The organism is Chryseobacterium sp. FH1, assembly GCF_000735135.1.
In the GTDB taxonomy this organism is placed as follows: Bacteria; Bacteroidota; Bacteroidia; order Flavobacteriales; family Weeksellaceae; genus Epilithonimonas.
Genome location: NZ_JPLZ01000006.1, coordinates 552,676 through 573,569, shown reverse-complemented (window position 1 = coordinate 573,569; position 20,894 = coordinate 552,676). Strand labels below are relative to the sequence as shown.

Genomic DNA, 20,894 nt, shown 5'->3' with positions numbered 1-20,894 from the left:
TATAATTTTAAAAATAGCAGCTGGCGGAATCCACCAACTGCTACAACAAGAAAAACTTTAACTATGGTCCAATTCGATGTTCATATCATTGAGTTTATTGCCATCCTCCTCCGAGGGCGCGGTATAGATCCACTACCGAGTTCAGCTTCTGAAGTTTGATGTTTGCCAGGCTCAACTCTGCCTGCAGTTTGTTATTCTGTGCCGTGATGACATCAAGATAGGTCGCCATATCCTGTTGGAACAATTTGGTAGATATGGTCACAGCTTTGTCAGATCTCGCCACCAAACCAACGGTAATTACCTCCTGTTTATCGGCTGATTCGATGTTTGCCAAAGCATTTGACACTTCTCCGACAGCACTTAAAACAGTTTGCTTGAAATTGATCTCAGACTGCTCCATTGCAATTTTCGACTGTTCATATTGGGTCTTCAATTGTTTTCCATTGATCAGAGGCATTGCGAGTGAACCTGCAGCTGCGCCGAACAATGATCCTGGAATGTCAAACCAATTTTTGAAGTTGAATGTGTTCAAACCGCCCTGAGCAGTGATATTAAAAGCTGGATACATACTTGCCTTGGAAACTTTCACATTGGCAAAAGCTTGTCTCACGCTCAGTTCACTGTTTTTCACGTCAGGTCTATAGCTCAAGAGTTCTGTCGGAATTCCTACCGATCTGTATTCCGGCGTCTCCATATTTGTCAGCTTCAACGTTCTTTGGATTTCGCCAGGCATTTTTCCAGTCAAAATACTTAGCGCATTTTCCTGAATCGTAATCGACTGCTCGATTATCGGAATCGTCACCAACATTTGGTCACGTGTATTTTCCTGCTGTTGCACGGAAAGACTTGTTGTAATTCCCAATTCCTGCTGCTTGGTAATCATTCTCAGGGTATTATTCACCAGTGTTAAATTCTGATTAGTAATATCCAATTGCGTATCCAACATCAAAAGATTGTAGTAGCCTTGTGCAATTTGCGCAACCAATTGTGTCTGAACCGCTTTTGCTGCTTCCTGCGTTTGAAGATAGGCCGCCAAAGCCGATTCTTTTCTGCCTTTTATCTTTCCCCAAATGTCTGCTTCCCAAGAAATTGAAATATTTGTTCCGTAGTCCTCTATATATCTTTGCCCCAGCATCTGTCCGAACATTTGTCCGTTCATACTATTGTCAGAAGGTCTGCTGATGGACGCCGTTGCTATATTTAAATTGACGTTTGGAACATTTCCCCATTTCGAACGGTTATAGCTCAATGCCGCAGATTCGATCTGCTTGATGGACACTTTGAGGTCGTTGTTGTTTTTAACGCCATTTTCGATGAGCGAAAGTAAAGTCGGATCCGTAAAAAACTCTCTGTATGGAATTTTCGCAATGCTACCTTGTGTGCTATCCTGCGCAACATCCAATTGAGTTGTATCTCTGAAACTCTCCGGCAATTCTGCTTCAGGAGCTTTATATTTTTGAACGCTACAGGATGCTAAAGTTAGTAATGCTGCAAAAGCTCCGAAATTTGTATATGATCTGATATTTGATTTCATTGTAATTTTTTTTACCGCCGATAATTGGGCAGACATCATACTCTTGCCTACCCTGAATTATCTTTGGGCTCTCAAACTATTATATTAATGATTGTGTTTTGCGAGTTTTGAAGGTTCATAGTCCCAGACACTTTCGTCAAGTGGTTTACCACTTATCTTTTCCTGCAGATATTTAAATACGACAAAAAGAACTGGCGTGATGAACACCCCGAGAACAGTTCCGAACAACATTCCGAAAACCGCTGCATAGCCGATGGAATGATTTCCGATCGCGGATGGCCCTGATGCAAACAACAATGGAAGCAAACCGGCAATGAATGCTAGTGACGTCATCAAAATAGGTCTCAATCTTGCTTTTGCGCCTTCCACTGCAGCAGCTGTCAAACTCTTTCCTGCTTTTCTTCTCTGCATCGCAAATTCCACGATCAGTATCGCATTTTTCGCAAGCAGACCGATAAGCATTACCAAAGCAACCTGTACATAGATGTTATTTGCAATATCAGCAATTGAAATTCCTACAAATACACCTAACAATCCTGTCGGAATTCCCAACAACACTGCAAATGGGACCAGGTAGCTTTCATACTGTGCGGAAAGGATGAAGTAAACAAAGATGAAACACAATCCGAAGATCACCGCCGATTGTCCTCCTGAAGACTGTTCCTCACGCGCCATTCCTTTTAGGTCGTAGGAAAATCCTGTCGGTAGATTCTGGGCACTGACTTCTTTGAGCACTGCCATTGCCTGACCTGTACTGTATCCCGGAGCCGGAATCGCAGTGATACTGATGGCATTGAACAAATTATGGTGATCCACCACCTCTGGTCCTGCCGTCTGTTTCAATGAAGCGACCGTACTGACAGGGACCATTTGCCCAACATTATTTTTAATCGAAATTCCGTTCATAGAATTAGGATCTGCCCTGTACTCAGGAGGAGCCTGCATCACGACACGGTAGTATTTTCCGAATCTGTTGAAATCTGAAGCCTGCATACTTCCGTAATACCCTTGCATCACAGACATTACATCTGAAACATTAACACCCAGTTGTTTTGCCTTTACCTCATCAACTACCAGCTCATACTGTGGAAAAGAAGCATTGAATGTGGTAAATGCCATTGCTATTTCCGGTCTTTGCATCAACGCACCGATAAAGACATTTGAAGTTTCGTTGAATTTGGTCAATGAACCAGCGGTCTTATCCTGAAGAACGATCTCCATACCACTCGTGTTACCGAATCCAGGAACAGTAGGCATACCCAGAACAAAGAATGAAGCCTCCTTTATCTGGCTCACCTCACCCTGAAGCTGGCCGATTATTTGATTGATGTCGTGTACGTCACCACGTTCTTTAGGATTTTTAAGTTTAAGCATAAACACGGCACTGGATGATGATGTGCTGAAATTAAGCATATTCAGACCATTAACAGAAACGATGCTTTTGATCGCAGGATGCTTTCTTAAGGCAAGCTCGGCTCTGTTCACAACATCTGTGGTACGCGCTTGCGTGGAGCCTGGCGGTAGCGTAACCGTTGCCATCAAAAATGATTGGTCTTCATCAGGAATAAATCCTGTTGGCGTAATGATAAACATCCACGCAAATAGACCTATCACAACCGCAAGCCCTGAAAAAGCGACCCATTTTTTCTTCAATAAGAACAGAACCGATTTGCCATATCGGAAAGTCATTTTATCAAACGATGCATTGAAGCCCGCAAAGAATTTTTCTTTAAATGATAATTTCTTAGGCTCTTGCCCGTGTCCAGGTGTATGATGCTGTTTTAATAAGATCGCACACAAGGCAGGACTCAAGGTCAATGCATTGACTGCCGAGATCACGATCGCCATTGCCAGTGTTAAAGCAAATTGTTGATAGAAGATCCCCGTTGGCCCTTCCATAAAAGCAACCGGTACAAAGACCGCAGCCATTACCAAAGTAATAGAGAAGATCGCTCCGGTTATCTCGCTCATCGCCGACATTGTTGCCGCCCTGCCGTTTAGTTTCCGGTGTTCCATTTTGGCGTGAACAGCTTCAACAACCACGATCGCATCATCTACCACGATACCGATCGCCAAGACCAAAGCAAATAAAGTTAAAAGGTTGATCGAGAATCCAAACAGGTTCATAAAGAAGAACGTTCCCAAGATAGATACCGGAACCGCAATGGCCGGGATCAGGGTCGACCTGAAATCCTGGAGGAAGATGAATACAACGATAAAGACAAGAATAAAAGCTTCGATCAGAGTATGGATCACCTGATCGATACTTTGATCCAGTGATTCTTTGGAACTGTACATAAAAGTATATTTCACACCTGCCGGGAAAGATGCAGAAAGCTCTTTCACTCTGTTCTGTGCCGCGATCTCAATTTCATTCGCATTGGATCCCGCCGTTTGAAACAGTGCGATCATTACACCCTGTTTTTTCTCATAAAGCGTGGAAACGCCGTAATCATAGGATCCGAATTCCACTTTGGCAATATCCTTTAACCTCAACGTGCTTCCATCATTACCTGCTTTGATAAGAATATTTTCATATTGTGAAGGTTCTGTATTTTTTCCTTTGTAACGGATGACATAATCCAAGGCTTCCTTGCTTCTTTCACCAAATCTACCTGGCGCTGCTTCCACATTCTGCGCTTGAATGGCACCAGCCACTTCTTGCGGCGTCAAATTGTATGAGGCCATTTTTTGAGGATCGAGCCAGACCCTCATCGAATAATCCTTATTACCAAAAACCATTGCATCACCCACTCCTCTGATACGTTTCAATTCTGGTACAAGATTAATCTTAGCATAGTTTTCTATGAACAGGTCATTTACGGAAGGATCTTCAGAATAGATGGTCAGCATCGCCAGGATACTGTTTTGTCGCTTCATCGTGGTTACCCCGATCTGATTCACCTCTGCCGGTAGCTGGCTGGTTGCCTGTGCTACTCTATTCTGCACATTTACCGCGGCCTGATCGGGATTAGTTCCCAATTTGAATACCACATTTAGCATCAGGTTGCCATTACTGGACGTGGATGTGATGTAGTCCATATTTTCAACGCCGTTGATCGCATTTTCCAATGGTGGCGCTACGGATCTCGCTATCACCTCAGAACTTGCCCCGGGATAGACCGCCATTACGGTGACACTTGGTGGCGCAATTTCAGGAAAAGAGGTTATTGGCAACGTTTTCATCCCTACAATTCCAAGGATGACAAGCAACACCGATATAACGGTCGCTAGAACCGGTCTTTTTATAATCGTTTTTAACATTGATTTTTTATTTGAAATTAAACTTCAGGGCACATCCTACATTTTACCAGATGCTGATTTTGATGAAGTTTTATTGGCTTGTTGACTTACTGTTTTAGGAACGACAGGCATTCCCGGCTGCAATCTTTCGAAGCCAGAAACGATGTAAGATTCGCCGGCTTTGATACCGCTTGTCACCATATAGCTCGTACCGCTTTTTCCAGAGACCTCAATAGCTTTCTGCACAGCTTTATTGTCCTTATCGACTGAAAAAATATACACTTTGTCCTGAATATTGACTGTAGATGCGATCGGGACCATAATAACGTTATCATAGTGTTGGTCAATAATGATCTTTCCTGTATTCCCACCACGAATGATATTTTTGGGATTATTGAATTTAGCTCTGAAAGTCACAGATCCTGTATTGGAATTGAACTGACCTTCGACCGCATCGATCTTTCCTTTTTCCTCATAGAGATGACCGTCAGCGATCTGCAATCCTACCAATGGAGCTTTTCTGATCTTTTCCTGGATAGTGCTTCCGACCTGAGAATTCTGGAATGTCAGGAAATCATTTTCACTCATACTGAAATACACATTCACCTCGTGCGAATCAGAAAGAACCGTAATGGGCTCTACGCCAGCCGGGCTTATCATACTTCCCAAACGGTAGTTGATTCTGCTAAGATAACCACTGACAGGAGCTTTGATCGTGCAAAAATCAAGATTGATCCTTGCAGATTGTGCGGTTGCTTCAGCCTGGGTCAAAGATGCTTTTGCTCCGTCATACGCAGCCTGGGCCTGTTGGATCTGAATGTTGGAAACAATGCTTTCTTTCACCAATTCCTTTCTGCGGTCAAGGTCGATCTTTAGATTGGCAAGGTTCGCTCTCGCTACAGAAACGCCGGCTTTCGCTGTATTGTACTGCTCGGCATACATTCTGGGATCGATTTGAAAAAGGGGTTGGCCTGCTCGTACATAAGCACCTTCATCAACGTAAACTTTGTGCAGATAACCAGATACCTGGGGCCTGATCTCGACATCGGTCACACCCTCTATGCTGGCAGGATATTCTTTTGAGACCAGCCCGTTGCCACTCTCTATTTTGGAAACAGGCAACTCCATCGGCGGAAACTGTGGCGGTTGCTCGGTTTTATTACAAGATTGAAGTAAAAATAGGCCACAAGCGATCACTGAGCCCGAAATAAACTTTCTGCTTAAATAGTTCATAAATGATTAAGATTTTTTCTTAGTATATGCCTGCAAAATTATTGACAAAAATGTCAGACAACAATGTAAGAAAGAATCTAAATATTGTCAAAAAAGAACATTTAAGAACCTCATTGGTTCTTTTTGAATCGATTTGCAAGGGAATATTATGCACTTGCCAATGACCTGCGGTATGCATTAGGACTGAATCCTGTTTTTTTCTTGAAAAATTTGGTAAAAGTAGGCTGATCTTCAAATTTTAATTCCGTCATCACCTGACTGATACTGTACTCACTCTTTAGTAATAATATTTTAGCCTCAGAGATGATCTTGTCTTCGATGATCTGTTTGGGATTTTTAAGATAGACCTCTTTGATCGTCCTTGTCAAATGGGTTCTGGTTATAAAGATCTGATCTGCATAAAACTGTACATCTCTCCTGATTTGGTAATGTTGACCTACCAAATTGGCAAATCGTATTGCGATATCTTCCTTACGATAGATTTTCAGCAAATTGTTCTGCTGTTTTTGCAAATATCCTGCAAGTTCGTACATGATCAGATTGATGATCCCTTTTTGCATTTCCATATAGAAAATAGTTTCGTTTGCAGGATCATTTAGAAACCTCAGTCTTTCAAAACTTGTTGTGATATGACCAATGCTGTTCGGACAAAGAGAAAGTATCTTTGAATAATTACTCGATAAGATTTCCAACGCATCCTTAGAGTTCATCTGTAGGTTGAGATTAGAAAAATAATCCCCTGAGATGAAAAGGCTTTCAAAAGACGCATCAACTGAAACTTCAAGAAATTCGATGACATTTTTAGGATAGAGAAAGATGATATCATTCTCTTGCAAAGCAACCTCTTGAAAATCTATGTTAAGGCGAACCTTTCCTGTGGTTACCAACAAAAGCGAAAAACTGCTGATCTTCATTGGATAGTTGAGGTCGATCGCATCCAGATTGTCCGGTCCACAAATGCAAGACAATATATTCTTGTTCAGTACTTTCAGATCATTAAATTCTGCAAATTGCTCAAGTGTGTAAATCGGTATAAGGGATTCCATAGATGACAAAATTAACAAAATATTTTTTTTGCACAAAAAGAACTTTTTATTTATTTCTTATTTTGACAACTGAATATAGTTTTGTTTATTTTTTAATCAGTATGTTAAAAAAACAGCCACATCAAAATCTGTGTGGCTGATCCTTTTAAAACTGAATTTTCAATTTTCAATGATTAGTTACATATAACCTCCCGATACTTCAATCGCCTGTCCATCGATCCATGCAGAATCTTCACTGCATAAGAACGCCACGGCAGATGCAATGTCTGTTGGCAAACCTACCCTGCCCAATGCGTGTTGCTGAGCGATCCGGCTGTTGATATCTTCAATATCACGGACTGCCCCACCTCCGAAATCGGTTGCAATTGGTCCTGGCAGAATACTGTTGGAACGGATCTTTCTCGCTCCCAATTCTTTGGATTGATATAATGAGATGGTTTCCATCGCCGACTTCACTGCAGCGTACACGGAGAATCCGGGAAGTGCCACACGGGTTGCGGTGGAACTGATATTGACGATGCTTGCGTTGTCATTGATTGATGACAGCAATTTCTGGGTAAGGAAAAAGGGACCTTTAAAATGAACATTCAACATTTCATCGAACTGGGCAACCGTTGCTTCTTCAAATGGTACAAAAAATCCAATTCCTGCATTGTTGACCAATGAATCGATGCCTGTAGCCTGCCATTCGGTTAAAACTGAGTTAACCGACTTAGAAAAGCTCTCAAACTCTTCCATTTTTGAGACATCTAGTTTCAAAGCTTTTATGCGAGTTCCTGTGGATTCAAATTCTGCGATAAGGTCTTCCGCTTCCTTTTCATTTGAACGATAGGTGAAGATCACCGCATTGTCTTTTTCTATTAATTTCTTTACGATTTCCTTTCCTATTCCTCTGTTACCACCGGTAACCAGAGCTACTTTTTGTTGTGTCATTGTACTGATTTTTGTTTGATGCAAATCTCAGTCTTTATTCAAGTCAAGTTATAGCGACAATGCAACCAATGCTTGCACAATTCAAACTAGGAATTTCTATACTCCGACGGTGTCACTTTAGTGTGCTTTCTGAAAAAGGTATTAAAGTGGGAAGCTTCCTCAAAGGCCAGCGCAGAAGCAATTTCGCTGATGTTCCAAGTTGTCGTCCTGAGAAGAATTTTGGCTTCCTGTAACACTCGTGACGCAATGAAATCACTCATCGTGCGTCCTTTGGCTTTCTTCACCTGCCTGTTGAGATAGACTGGATGCAAGTGTAGCGCCTCAGCAAATTCACCAGGGGTTTTTATACCAATGGTTTTTGAAAGGTCATCAATAGGAAACTGACTCTCCAAAAGTCTTATAAACGAGCAGGCAACAACTTCGGCGGTATTTCTGCTGTTAATGTAAGATGCGGACGGATGTAATTTTTGCCCATTGAGAATCAGCTCCATTGTATAATGCCTCAATAGTGATGTCTGCAACGGATTAACTTCATTTGAATCCTCTTCCGCTATTTTTTTAAAAATTGTCGACAACTTATCATATTCAAATTCATCAAGAGTATAGATAAACTGACTGCCTGGTTTGTAAACGCTGAAAGAAAGCAGTTCGTAACCGGAATTTGCCTTTGTAATAAAGCCTCCTGAAAAAGCACAGGACTGAACAGGTTTATTTTCCTTGAAACAATGGATACCGAAAGGAACTTTTGTGGTGGTGAACAAAATATTTTTTCCTTCCAAAGGCAGGCTCGTATCTTCGAAATTAATTTGATAAAAACCATCAAGAAGAATAACTGAATAAAATTTCTTACGTGAAAAACTGATGATTTCTCCCGATTTCGATGATTCCGTCAACGTTCTGAAAGATTCTTCAGTCGAGATTGAGGATGAGTTCTTTTCTGTAAATAAATTATCCAACATAATAGGTACAAAGATAACAGTTTCGATAAACCAGATTTAAATGTCAACTGTATTTTTTCAATGAAATGTTAATTACTAAACTATCGATATCAAGTTAAAAGCTCAGCTTATAGTTACTTCGATGTTTGTAAATTACTTCATTATTTCTTAGCCTAATTTGCGTGATTATCGGTAAAAAGATTCCGATTATACTCAACAATCTCCTGATGTGATGGGTAAGTTGTTCTACTGCCAAGTTCTGCTACAACTTTATCCCTTATTGCAGGAGCTTTATCTTTGTCTGCTTTATCAAATGAAACCTTCAGTTCTTCCTTATCAAGCTCTGTACAATATGCCGGCGTTCCGGGCTGATGTCTCCAGGAATCTTCCAGACTGCCGGAATCAACCGCATCAAATCCTGCATCATTAACCAGACCTGCAATTATTTTCTTGGCATCTTCATCATTTCCGGCAATAGCCATTGCAATTCTGTTTTCACTTCCTGCTTCTTTTCCACGGTTCAATAATGTTTCTGCCAGCAGATTATTAAAAGCTTTAATCACAGGTCTGTCCAATTGTTCTGAAACCCAAACACTTTCTGCTTTACCGTTTTGCAAATCCTCTATCTGAGCGTCACGGAAAGGATAATAGTTGGAAGTATCTACAACAATAACGTTATCAGGTACGCTGGAAAAAAGATTTTTCGCCAAAGTTGGAATTGCCACGGTTGGCAATGATAAAATAATGACATCCACATTATTGACTACATCTTCTAATGAAGAAGGCTGGGCTCCCAATTCCCTGGCACGGGTCTTTAATTTATCGCCATTATCTGAGTTAGCTACTTTTACGGAATGACCCGCCGTTACCATCTTTTTTGCAATGGTACCGCCAATGGCTCCTGTACCAATAATTCCTATTTTCATAATAATTTATTTCTAATTTTTAAATGATTTTTCTGAATGGCGGATTTGGAATTTCAAGATTACCTCTCAAAGTTTCCGCTTCATATTCTGTTCTGAAAATGCCCCTATCCTGAAGAATTGGGACGACCAAATCAATAAAATCACGCAGACCGTGCGGATGGTCCTGCCGTATTAAAAGCATATCAATCGCTCCTGTTTCGTACCATTTCTGAACCTGGTCTGCCACCATTATCTGCTGAACCAAAAAATTGCGGTTGTGGGAGACTGTTTCGTGGGCTGAGTTGCATCAGCTCCATATATTTATCAATCGCATCTTTTTCAGTTTCACCCACAATGGGATTTTGTGAGATGGAAATAATGAAATCTTCCGGTCTTCTCTGTTTTGCAACAAATTTCTGCCTGATTCTGTTTGCCAACGCCGATGTATCTTCCCAATCGTAACCGTACGTGAAAACGCCGTCTGTGTAACTGGTGGCTATTTCCATAAAGTTTTCAGAAGTTCCTGCGGTATAAAGAACAGGCCGACCTTGAACCGAACGACTGATGTTCAAAGGACCTTCTACCGAAAAATAATCTCCACGATAGTTGATGTTATGCATTTTATGATGATTCAAAAAGATTCCTCTTTCCTTGTCACGGATAAAGGCATCGTCCTCATACGTATCCCAAAGTCCAAGGACAATTTCAATAAATTCCCTGTTCATCGGGTACTGGTCTCTCTTCGTCAAATGTCCGCGGCTGAAGTTGACCATCCCGCCAGGATTGGAAGTGATGGCGTTGAGCGAAGCACGTCCTTTGCTAATTTTGTCCAGCGACAATATCTGCCTTGCAGCACTGTAAGGGTCACCGTAAGAAGATGCGGTGGTCGCAGAAAGCCCAATATTTTTAGTCACCATACTGAGCGCAGACATAATGCTGATCCTTCGAACATACTCCGGTAATGCGGAATATTTCTGGGACCGACGTGGCTGACATCCACCAAAAACAAAGTATCGAACTTGGCAGACTCCGCCAACTGAGCCTGCTTGATGTAAAAATCAAGGTTTTCGCTGGCATCAGAAGGCATCGCGGGATGTTGCCACGCCATATGATTCCAGCCTAAACCGTCCAGTACGGCACCTAGTTTTAATTTTTTCGCTATTTTATTCATTTCCTGTTTTAAGATTGATGAACTTAAATTCTACCTTACAATATCGATTTAAAACTGTACTAATTAAAATCACCCATCAATTCTTCGACAACCTCCTTTACAGGACGAATACTATTAATATACGAAATTCCATTACCCACAGTGATATACCCTCTATGAATATCCCCATCCAGCATTCCAACTTTTAAGCCTTGCTCACCATACATTTTACTGGCAATCTCATCCCGTGAATCACCCCGTTCGTCCATTTCCAAAAGTTCCTGGCTGTATGGTGTTGGAATGGAACGGTAATACGCCGGATTGGTTCTGAAAATCAATAGGTCACTGGCTGTATGGTCAACAATGAGTTGTTTCACATTTTCGGCAGCAGGACTTTCCTCTGTAGCAATAAATACTGTTCCTGCAAAAACACCTTCAGCCCCTAACGCAAAGGATGCACGAACAGCACGGAGGTCAGCAATTCCTCCGGCAGCCATCACCGGAATATTTACAGCATCTGATATCATCGGTATGATAGAGAATGTGCCAATAATTTTATCAGGCACAGTACCACCTTCATCAAATCCGGTAGCTACAATAATATCAGCTCCAATTTTTTCTGCATTTCTTGCATTTTCCACACTTGGATTCAGTGCGCGATAAATTATTTTAATATGATGTGATTTTAATTTTATGATCAAAGGTTCAAAATCATAATCTTCAATGCCGTTGATAAGAACCACTTCAACACCTTCTTCAAGGAGCAGATCAGCGATTACATCAACGGTAGTCAGGTCATTAGAAAGCATAACCGGCACTGCAAAAGGCTTGTTGGTCAACTGCTTTACCTTGCGAATTTCACTTCTCAGCCGATCAGTGAGCTCTTCCAAAGATTTAGGATTTGTTTTCTGACCTGCGTGAGGACCCAGCATTCCGAGACCTCCGGCATTGCTTACTGCTGCAACAAATTCAGCATTGGTTACCCAAGACATTGCCCCTTGAATAATTGGATATTTGATTCCTAAAATTTCCGTAATACGGTTTGTTTTATTCATTATCTCTTGATTTTGTATCTATATAATATGATCTATTTTCGTTGGGACAAAGTTAGGTTAATTTTACTTTCATTTTGATAGTACTTTCCTTTAGGAAAGTGAATTTTTAAAGATTTAGACTATATCAATCACGACTATCTATTTTATAATCACTATCTTTTGTAAAGCATTTTGTAACTTTGTAGTGTTAATTTTTTAATGACGATTCAAACATTACAAAGAAATATAATGAGCAATAAAACATCATATTCAATTTTAGAACTTGCCATTGTTTCAGAAGGCAGCAGTTTTAGAGAAACTTTAAACAATTCGCTTGCCCTTGCGAAGGTTGCAGAAGAAAATAATTATTCCAGATACTGGTTTGCAGAGCATCACAATTCGGAAGCAGTGGGAAGCAGTGCAACATCAATCCTTATCGGTTATGTGGCCGAAAACACGGAAAGGATCAGGGTCGGCTCCGGCGGAATTATGCTTCCCAACCATTCACCTTTAGTGATTGCGGAACAGTTTGGAACTTTAGCACAACTCTATCCCAACAGGATTGATCTGGGATTGGGAAGAGCTCCTGGAACTGATATGCCGACAGCACAAGCGATTCGTTCAGATTTTATGAAGGCGGCACATTCGTTTCCGGCTGAAGTAGAAAAAATCGAGGAATACTTTTCAACAGAAAATAAAACTTCTAAAGTGAGAGTTCCCATTGCGGAAGGCGTTGATGTTCCCATCTACATTTTAGGTTCCAGCACAGACAGCGCCCATCTGGCTTCAGCGAAAGGTCTGCCTTACGCTTTTGCCAGTCACTTCGCATCCACCCATCTTCACCCTGCTTTGGAAATCTATCGGGAAGAATTCCAGCCATCGGAAGTTTTAGAGAAACCTTACACAATCGCCGGCGTCAACATCATCGTTGCCGATACGGATAAAGAAGCGGAACGTTCGTTTACGTCACTGATCAGAATGTTTTTTGGTATCCTGACCGGAAATTCAAAACCACTCCAAGCTCCGACCGAAATGACCGAAGATCTAAAAGAGATTTTGAAACACCCAAGTTTACATCAGATGCTGAAATATTCGTTTGTAGGAAGCAAGGAAACTGTTAAAAAACAGGTAGAAGATTTTCTTCAAAAAACACAGGTTGATGAGATTATAATGGTTTCCAATATCTTTGCACTGGAAGACCGCATTAAATCGGCACAGCTTTTTGCCGAACTCATGGATGAACTGAATGATGAAAAAGCTTCCACCGATTAATAAATTCAATTTGAAATGGCAAAAAAGAAAGCTTACAACGAATGTCTGAATACTGTGAAACCTGTAAAGGATGCGCTGGAGGTGATCAACGGTAAATGGAAATTGGCGATCATCATTTCAGTTGGTGTCGGAAATGAGCGTTTTACCGATATTCAGGACAGTATCGAGGGAATTACACCGAAAGTTCTGGCAAAAGAATTGAAAGATCTGGAACAGCATAAATTGATCAAAAGAATTGTCATTGATGATTATCCCGTCAAGATCATTTACAGATCAGAACCTTATGCAGATACGCTGACACCCATTATCTACGCTTTGAAAGAATGGGGAATCAATCACAAAGAGATGATTGCTAAATAATTGTGCAAGTTTAATACTTGGTGTTCTTAAATATTAGAATATCTATTTCATAAGAAATGTAGTTTCGATGTAGTGTAACAGTTCCTCCATTTCATTGCGACTATCTTTCGACGGGTCCGAAGACTTTGCAATTTGGCTTACAAGATCGATTGTAAGCGCAAAAATAGAAGTGTATAAAAATTTGACGTGGATATACTTGGCCTTTTCTGCTATAATTTTAAAATGACTGAAATGCTTCTCGGTCATTTTTTATAAGTGAATCCGCTTTTTCGGAAACAGTAAATATTTTGTTTTCCAGGCAGAGTTGTATCAACTGTGCATTTTGAAAAGCTTCCTCAATTTATTTAAAGACAAAATCTTTCAGCAGTATATCCGTATCGGCCTCAGTGTTAGAGCTGATGTGATCTCACAAAGGCCATAGATCTTCAATGATCTGAATATATAAATTCTCCTTTGTTCCGAAGTAATAGTTGATCATCGAACAGTTGGCCCCTATCAGTATCGATGACCTTCTACGCTCAAAAATTAGACATATTATTGATCGGTGTGTCACATAATTATGGGAAATATCCTCAACAAGATGTCTCAGATATTCATAATAAAATCAGAAAGTTTAATCCAAATGCTTTTTTCGGAGAATTTTTAAGCAAGGAAGATGAAAAAAATCTGATGGATTACTGGTATAAACAGGAATGTCGAAGTTTCATCTAGCAGCCCAAATGTATCAGTTCTTTGTCTATTCCGTGATCATCAAAATCAGCAGTGACATAGTCGGAGATCTCTTTGACAGTATCTCCGCAAATAGCAGTATCCATCTTGAGGATAATGAATTTGGCATGACCTCACGCATAAAAGTCTCCTCATTATCAGGATCGATAAAGACATTGACCTGCAGGAATTGGAATTTTCACATACATAGAGTCTCACACAGTGTCACATGGAGTAGATCTCAATATATCAGCATGTTGAATAAAAACAGTAGTTGTTAAGTAGTAGTTTTTTTGTAATCAAACGGATAAAACAAGGTTATTTGCATCCAGATTATTAGCTGATAGCAATCAAACAAAAGGAATTCAGATTAAAGAAAACCTTTTCCAGTTACTTAGGATAATAATTAAAATAGTAAGCAAGAAATTAAATAAAATACACAACAATGAAAAAACCAATTATTTTTACATTCGTACTGGTTTCATCCATCGCATTTTCTCAAGTAGGCATTAATACTGAAAATCCGCAACAGTTATTCCATGTAGATGGAAATAGGGACAATCCAACCACAGGAACACCTAATTCCACACAGCAAATTAACGACGTTGTTATAACTGGCAACGGCCAAGTAGGAATTGGAACTATTTCTCCTGTTGCGAAATTGGATGTAGCAGGTAATATTTCTGTAAGCACAAACGCGACAGGGACAGCCTCATCTGTCAAATTCTACGAAAATTCCTCAAACGGCACAAACTCGGTATCTTTGCAGGCGCCTTCAAATCTTGGTACCGACCGTTCTATCACCCTGCCGTCTAATACACCTTCCAATGGCTATGTACTAAAAACTAATGATCTGGGAGTAACAGAATGGGGACCCGTTAATCCCGCTTCTGCAACATTAGCGTCAATCTCTTTGAGCAACTCTTCATCAGGTTCCACGCCTATAATCAATGGAGGAACAGGGGGCACAACTGTAAATCAAAGATTCTTTCAGAAATTTGATAACATGGTCACTGATCCCAATGATAGATTTGAGGTCAGTACCGGCACTTATAGGGTCTTCCAATCAGGCATTTACCTTATAACGGCCTACATAATGCCTAATGCTGCACCTAATAGGAATGAAATGGGATTTTACTATCCTGTAAATCTTGAAATTAGAAAGAATTGTGCAGGAAATCCTTCTGGAGGCACTAACATAATGGACAATGCGACCATCAGATGGGCAACTCCCGGGCAACCGATCTTACGATATTCTGTGGTAGTTACCGGAATGGTATCACTAAATGCTGGTGACACGCTAAACACGGTTATTTACGTAAACGGCACAAATGCCTTATCATCGAATAGTTCGGGAATTTCTTATCCATCAAATTTCACTTATGCTACCATTTCCGACTTCAAAGCCTTATTCAGTGTTACAGCTTTATAAAATATGTACAAAAAAGCACTCTGTCTATGGTTGTAGGTTGAAATAGCAATATAACTACCAAAAGGGCAAAGCCTTGGAAATTTGTATTATCCCCTCCACAAATATTCGCGACTTTCACTTTTAAAAAAAACACAATGAACTACAGGGACATTCATATAGGTAATATGATCGAGCAACTGGTTAAGCAACTCGGGATGGAATCAACTCGAATCTGTAATTTTTTCAATGTTGCTGAACACGAGATTGCTCTGATGTACAAATCAAAAACCCTAGATAAGGAAAAGCTTCTAAAATGGAGCAAATTGCTAGATTACGACTTTTTCAGGATCTATACACAACACCTGATCCTCTATTCACCACAAAACTCTACAACCGACCAAAGTAGGACGAACAAAAAAATATCGTTGCCTCAGTTTCGTAAAAACATCTACACAAAAGAAGTAGTAGATTTCATTTTGGAAAAAATAGAATCGGGAGAAATGACAAAAATACAAGTCATTGAAAGGTACAAAATACCTAAAACCACGTTATACAAATGGATACTAAAACACAAAGAGTGAAGCCTGACTACAAGCTAATCTATTCGGATATATTACAAAGTAAATATCCTGAGAAGATATATTCCTGCAAAGCTATATTGCGAAAAGACAATCTCTCAACATTGGAGGTAATTAAACTAAACAAACTGATTTTTGGTGTCTCAGATGAAAGATCAAAAGAAAATCAGAGGTATCGTGCATATGACAAAACAGCCATAATTAATATACTCGAATACCAGAAAACTAATAAGTTAAACAATACTGAATTGGCCTGCCACTTCCGCCTTAGCAGGAATACTATAACGAAATGGAAAAAATTTTTTAAGTAACAAATTTTAATCTTACAATTGATTTAGGTTTGGGCCGCGCATTCATAATCTGTCACCCAACATTTTTCAGCAGATAAAAATCTCTCTTTTTAAATTCTTCTTCAATAACCATGTGTCCAGGTCTATGGCAATATAGGCAAGAAACTCCAAGTTTCTTGCCTATATATTTTTCCACAGATGCTATTTCACAGCTATTTCATGAGAGCATATCAGTGTCTGAAATATATCGTAGTATCTCATTAGATCCTTTCTATCTTTTTATTGCAAGAGAAACTGCATAAAAGAATAGCAGGGCTCTGGTGATGTTTCTAAAAATAATCCATCCTGTTAGCGATCCGGGGTTTATTTTACTTAGAGAAATTAAAAAAATTTTCCTGACCACTTAAAACTGACCAAAAGTTACGAGCCTGGGACATATTCTCCCCGGGGCTCTGCTTTTTGTAGATTAAGCAATGGCATTCGAACATTCTGGACAAATCATTTCTGAAAAGAATTCTTCAGGATTTCTTAGCGGATCCCTTTGGATTCCTAAAAACAAAAACTTCGTAAATTTTAATTTGCACTTAAGTTTTTCCTCAAGAATTTTTAAAGAAATCAGAACAATTGAACTCCACGGGCATGAACTATGCGGCAGGTTAATCTTTCACAAAATATCTATTAATGTATTGTACTTTGATTTTTAAGTATTGATAATCAAATACTTATGAAATAAAGTAGTCGTTAAGTAATCGTTTTTTTTGTATTTGGTTGAATAAAGTTGGTCATTTGCTGCCAGATTATTTCTGAAAAAATGCTAGAAAGATTTAGACAATATTTCCAGCACCAGCATATAGGTTGGATAGATAATTACTCTTTGCCTTGTTGTTATTTCATAAAGAACACACAATAAAAAAACATAATTTTTACACAAATGAAAAAATACGTTATTGCATTATCTGCATTTGCCTCGTCTATGGTTTTCTCGCAGGTTGGTATAAATACAGAAAATCCATATGCAACATTGGATGTCAATTCATCTGCCTCCGATCCTACCAAGACTGATGGGATTATCGCTCCTAAGCTAACAGGAAATGAGCTAAAGGCAAAAGACGCCCTTTATACAAGCCAACTGCAGGGAGCTATCATCTACGCAACATCTGCCACCAATCCTACCACCACTAAAACCATTAATGTCACTCAGGAAGGATACTACTATTTTGACGGTACCAAATGGGTCAGATTCTCTACCGGAACACCAGTCGGCAGCGGTAGTGACATCAGCATCTATAAGGACAACGGTAGTTTGACAGGAAACCGTAATGCAAATTTGAATGGATTTAATCTGGCGTTCACAGGCACTGGTAATTTCGGAATCGGGACCACTCCTGATCCGACGGAAAAGTTGGAGGTTGTTGGAGACTCCCGTATAAAAGGTAAAGTTGTTATCGGATCAAGTTCGAATAACACTAAAAATGCAACCTTGGCTGTACGTAACATAGACGTTACTGAACCTATAGTTCGGTTTACCAACGCAGACGGCTTCAGGCAGTTTTCGGTTACAGATGCCGGGAGCGTCGGGATTGGACTTGGGATGATCGAGCCGACTGAAACATTAGATACAAGTGGAAACATCAGACTTAGAAATGTACCTTTAGACACAGCTATCGATGCGACAGACAGGATAATGGTCTTGAGAAGTGACGGAACGGGTAAGAAGGTATCTGCCTCTACTCTCAGATCCGAGATTGATACCAACACTAACATCTATACCAACAATGGAAGCTTGTCAGGCGACAGAACTGTAACTTTAGCAGGAAACAATCTGAATTTTGCAGGAAATGGCTCAATTGGTATTGGCGTGGCTTCGCCTACCCAAAAACTCGATATCGCCGGAACGGTACGCCTTAGAAATGTTCCTAATGGAAGCGTAGATGACGATAGAATACTAGTGATAGATAATGACGGAACTATCAAGAAAAGTTCTCTACCACCAGCTAGCTCTTTTGCATTGTATGAAACAAACAATAATGTAGTTACCCGAAATGCAGATGATGTTGAGAGACCATTGGCTTTTGAAGGAGCACCTGATAGAATTTACACAGATTACATCGAGAAAGTAAACAATACATCTTATCGTGTAAAAAAAACAGGTATATATACAGCGGAAGCAGTTATTCAATACAGTGACATTCCTTCTGCTACGGAAGGAAGCAGGATCGGATGTCGTGCTAAATTAACAATGGGGTCAAAGACACTAACGAGAATAGGAGACAGATTTACTACTTCTGATGGAGTGACGTCAATTACGCGAAGTGTGATTTTAAATGAGGGCGCTATAATATCTGTGACAACCGGATGTGGCAGACCCGGGAATCAAATTTACAAGACAAATTCCGGGTCTACCCTTTTTATTACATATATGCCTTTGTAGTTATAGATTTTTTGACAAATTAGATCACTTAAGGAATGTTCGCCTGAGCATCCTTTAAGTGATTATATAAGACCAGATGTAAAATATTTTTACCGTCAAGACTTCTACTTACTCACTGACGTAGATTATGTTGACTCTCGCGATCAGGTGTGTATTTTAATTTTTTATAATGTCCTTTATTTTGAAAGAAATCTGTAAGGATCTACAGTAGTAAAATGGTTACATTTACAGCATTAGCCTTTAACTTAAATTCGATAATGTATATGTCAATATTTAGACTATTTATGCTTTTCCTTTTTTCTTTTGAATTTTGTTTTTCACAGAATACAAAAGAAGGCTTAGCCTATGAATACATGAAAAAAAATGATTCTTCGTATATTCTATTTCAATTTGAAAAGGCCAATCAATTCGCATCTAAGGCAAAACAAATAGGAATAGAACTCAATGATTCTAAGATCAGAGCTACTGCTTATAAGGGTATGATGTCCAATTATTTAAAATTAGGTCAATATAAAGAAAGTATAGAGAGTGCAAACTATGCTTTAAAAGAAGAATACACAAACCATAACATTCTTTATAAGCTATCGTGTTATAAAAACTTAGGCATTATCTATAACCAGCTAAACTACAAAGAAAAAGCTGTTAAAAATTTCAAGAATTTAATTAATGAAGCTCCTAGAAATACAAATGATGTTGAATTAAAGATAATGATTGCATCTGGTTATTTTAACTTGGGACTTATATATGACTATATACCTGAAAATGCTGATTCCATAGATAAATACATGCGTATTTCTCAAAAAATATTAGAAGAATGTCCACCTGAAGCGGTAGCTCCTCAACTGTATTATTCTTATATTTCTTTTGCAAATAGCAATACAGAATTAAGACACAGATTAGATTCTACAAAAATATACTTAGATAAGGCTCATAATGTCATTACTAAATATAAGCCCGATTTCATCATAACTGATTACAATATCTCTTTAGGACGCTATTACTTTATGCGTAAAGATTTCAAAAAAGCTTTGGAAATTTATTTGAAGGTAACAAAAGAACTTGAGAGCAATCCATATGAAAACACAAATTTAAGAACCGTTTATCAGGATATTTCTGAAATATATGAGACTTATGGAGATGAAAAAAAATCAAAAGAGTATTATGAAAAATTTTTTCACGCGAGCGATGATTTAAATGAAAATAAAAAAAAGAGTACCGAATTTACTTCAAAAAATATTTTGAAAGACGAAATAGAAGTAGTAAATCTTTCATTCATGAAGAAAATCGTCCTGACTTCTATCGCCTTTTTGATCATCCTGTTTGTCACAATTGCTTATTATCGCAAACAAAAAAAGAAATTTAAAATACAACATTTAAATTCTCAGGAGGATATACAGGAAAAAGAAATCATTATTTTAGAAAAAGAAAAAGAAGCTGCCGAGCTTAAGCAAAGGGCCAACGAGTCCTTTAATGAAATCCTATGTCTTGCACGAGAAAATAATCCTCATTTTTTAAAAAGATTTCAGGAAGTCTACCCTGGATTTTATGATAATATCCTGCGTATCGATCCTTACCTTAAGCCTTCAGAGATTTCACTATCTGCTTACATATCTCTTGGTTTTTCAAACAAGGAGATCGCAGAATACACTTTTAAGTCCATAAGAACAATAGAAAGTAATAGGTACAACCTACGCAAAAAATTCAATCTTCCAACAGAAATAGATTTCTTTGTGTGGTTGAATTCTATGAAAGAACTGTAACATATATTAATTCTTTCTATATATAGAATACTAGAATTATTTTTTAAGTTCTCACTGATCAGGGATCA

General features: G+C 39.1%; 17 protein-coding genes. 6 read left to right on the top strand and 11 right to left on the bottom strand.

The genetic code is table 11. From position 1 onward, the window contains the following. Nucleotides 1–94: 94 nt before the first annotated feature. The 11 genes from IO90_RS09625 to IO90_RS09585 form a co-directional block, all read right to left on the bottom strand. Nucleotides 95–1,534, bottom strand: coding sequence for an efflux transporter outer membrane subunit (locus tag IO90_RS09625; protein ID WP_034968849.1), 1,440 nt, complete (start codon nt 1,532–1,534; stop codon nt 95–97). Between the two features lie 84 nt (nt 1,535–1,618). Next, complete coding sequence (locus IO90_RS09620) at nt 1,619–4,798, bottom strand: efflux RND transporter permease subunit (protein WP_034965962.1); 3,180 nt, start codon at nt 4,796–4,798, stop codon at nt 1,619–1,621. Nucleotides 4,799–4,834: 36 nt separating this feature from the next. Further along, a complete protein-coding gene (locus IO90_RS09615) occupies nt 4,835–6,010 on the bottom strand; it encodes an efflux RND transporter periplasmic adaptor subunit (RefSeq protein ID WP_051878485.1) in 1,176 nt (391 codons plus the stop codon). Between the two features lie 146 nt (nt 6,011–6,156). After that, nucleotides 6,157–7,056, bottom strand: coding sequence for a helix-turn-helix domain-containing protein (locus IO90_RS09610; RefSeq protein ID WP_034965961.1), 900 nt, complete (start codon nt 7,054–7,056; stop codon nt 6,157–6,159). 177 nt (nt 7,057–7,233) lie between these two features. Further along, complete coding sequence (locus IO90_RS09605) at nt 7,234–7,989, bottom strand: SDR family NAD(P)-dependent oxidoreductase (RefSeq protein ID WP_034965959.1); 756 nt, start codon at nt 7,987–7,989, stop codon at nt 7,234–7,236. 86 nt (nt 7,990–8,075) lie between these two features. Beyond that, complete coding sequence (locus IO90_RS09600; RefSeq protein WP_034965956.1) at nt 8,076–8,948, bottom strand: AraC family transcriptional regulator; 873 nt, start codon at nt 8,946–8,948, stop codon at nt 8,076–8,078. A 152-nt stretch (nt 8,949–9,100) separates the two neighbouring features. Continuing rightward, entirely contained in the window at nt 9,101–9,853 is a 753-nt protein-coding gene (locus IO90_RS09595) for an NADPH-dependent F420 reductase (protein ID WP_034965955.1), read from the bottom strand. A gap of 19 nt (nt 9,854–9,872) precedes the next feature. Continuing rightward, nucleotides 9,873–10,082 (bottom strand): hypothetical protein, encoded by a 210-nt coding sequence (locus tag IO90_RS19090; protein WP_228374674.1) that lies wholly within the window; start codon nt 10,080–10,082, stop codon nt 9,873–9,875. Continuing rightward, the gene (locus tag IO90_RS19085; RefSeq protein WP_228374673.1) at nt 10,036–10,764 is read right to left on the bottom strand and encodes an LLM class flavin-dependent oxidoreductase; all 729 of its coding nucleotides are present in this window, start codon (nt 10,762–10,764) and stop codon (nt 10,036–10,038) included. Before IO90_RS19085 ends, IO90_RS19090 begins: the two co-directional genes overlap by 47 nt. After that, nucleotides 10,743–11,003 carry a hypothetical protein gene (locus tag IO90_RS19080; protein WP_228374672.1) on the bottom strand — a complete coding sequence of 87 codons (261 nt, stop codon included), beginning with the start codon at nt 11,001–11,003 and terminating at the stop codon, nt 10,743–10,745. Before IO90_RS19080 ends, IO90_RS19085 begins: the two co-directional genes overlap by 22 nt. A 59-nt stretch (nt 11,004–11,062) precedes the next feature. Beyond that, nucleotides 11,063–12,037, bottom strand: a complete 975-nt coding sequence (locus IO90_RS09585) for an NAD(P)H-dependent flavin oxidoreductase (RefSeq protein ID WP_034965954.1) — start codon at nt 12,035–12,037, stop codon at nt 11,063–11,065. A 228-nt stretch (nt 12,038–12,265) separates the two neighbouring features. Here IO90_RS09585 and IO90_RS09580 point away from each other — a divergent pair, with 228 nt between their 5' ends. From IO90_RS09580 to IO90_RS09535, 6 genes are all read left to right on the top strand, one after another. Beyond that, nucleotides 12,266–13,288, top strand: a complete 1,023-nt coding sequence (locus IO90_RS09580; protein ID WP_034968844.1) for an LLM class flavin-dependent oxidoreductase — start codon at nt 12,266–12,268, stop codon at nt 13,286–13,288. Nucleotides 13,289–13,303: 15 nt separating this feature from the next. Further along, on the top strand, nt 13,304–13,648 hold the full coding sequence (locus tag IO90_RS09575; protein WP_034965952.1) for a winged helix-turn-helix transcriptional regulator: 345 nt from the start codon (nt 13,304–13,306) through the stop codon (nt 13,646–13,648). Between the two features lie 1,369 nt (nt 13,649–15,017). Next, nucleotides 15,018–15,788 (top strand): hypothetical protein, encoded by a 771-nt coding sequence (locus tag IO90_RS09560; RefSeq protein ID WP_131450852.1) that lies wholly within the window; start codon nt 15,018–15,020, stop codon nt 15,786–15,788. Nucleotides 15,789–15,922: 134 nt separating this feature from the next. Then, nucleotides 15,923–16,348 (top strand): hypothetical protein, encoded by a 426-nt coding sequence (locus tag IO90_RS09555; protein WP_034965945.1) that lies wholly within the window; start codon nt 15,923–15,925, stop codon nt 16,346–16,348. 1,260 nt (nt 16,349–17,608) lie between these two features. Then, nucleotides 17,609–19,066: a hypothetical protein gene (locus IO90_RS09540; protein WP_131450851.1), complete on the top strand. Its 1,458-nt coding sequence runs from the start codon at nt 17,609–17,611 to the stop codon at nt 19,064–19,066. 215 nt (nt 19,067–19,281) lie between these two features. Then, nucleotides 19,282–20,826: a tetratricopeptide repeat protein gene (locus tag IO90_RS09535; protein WP_034965938.1), complete on the top strand. Its 1,545-nt coding sequence runs from the start codon at nt 19,282–19,284 to the stop codon at nt 20,824–20,826. Nucleotides 20,827–20,894: the final 68 nt, after the last annotated feature.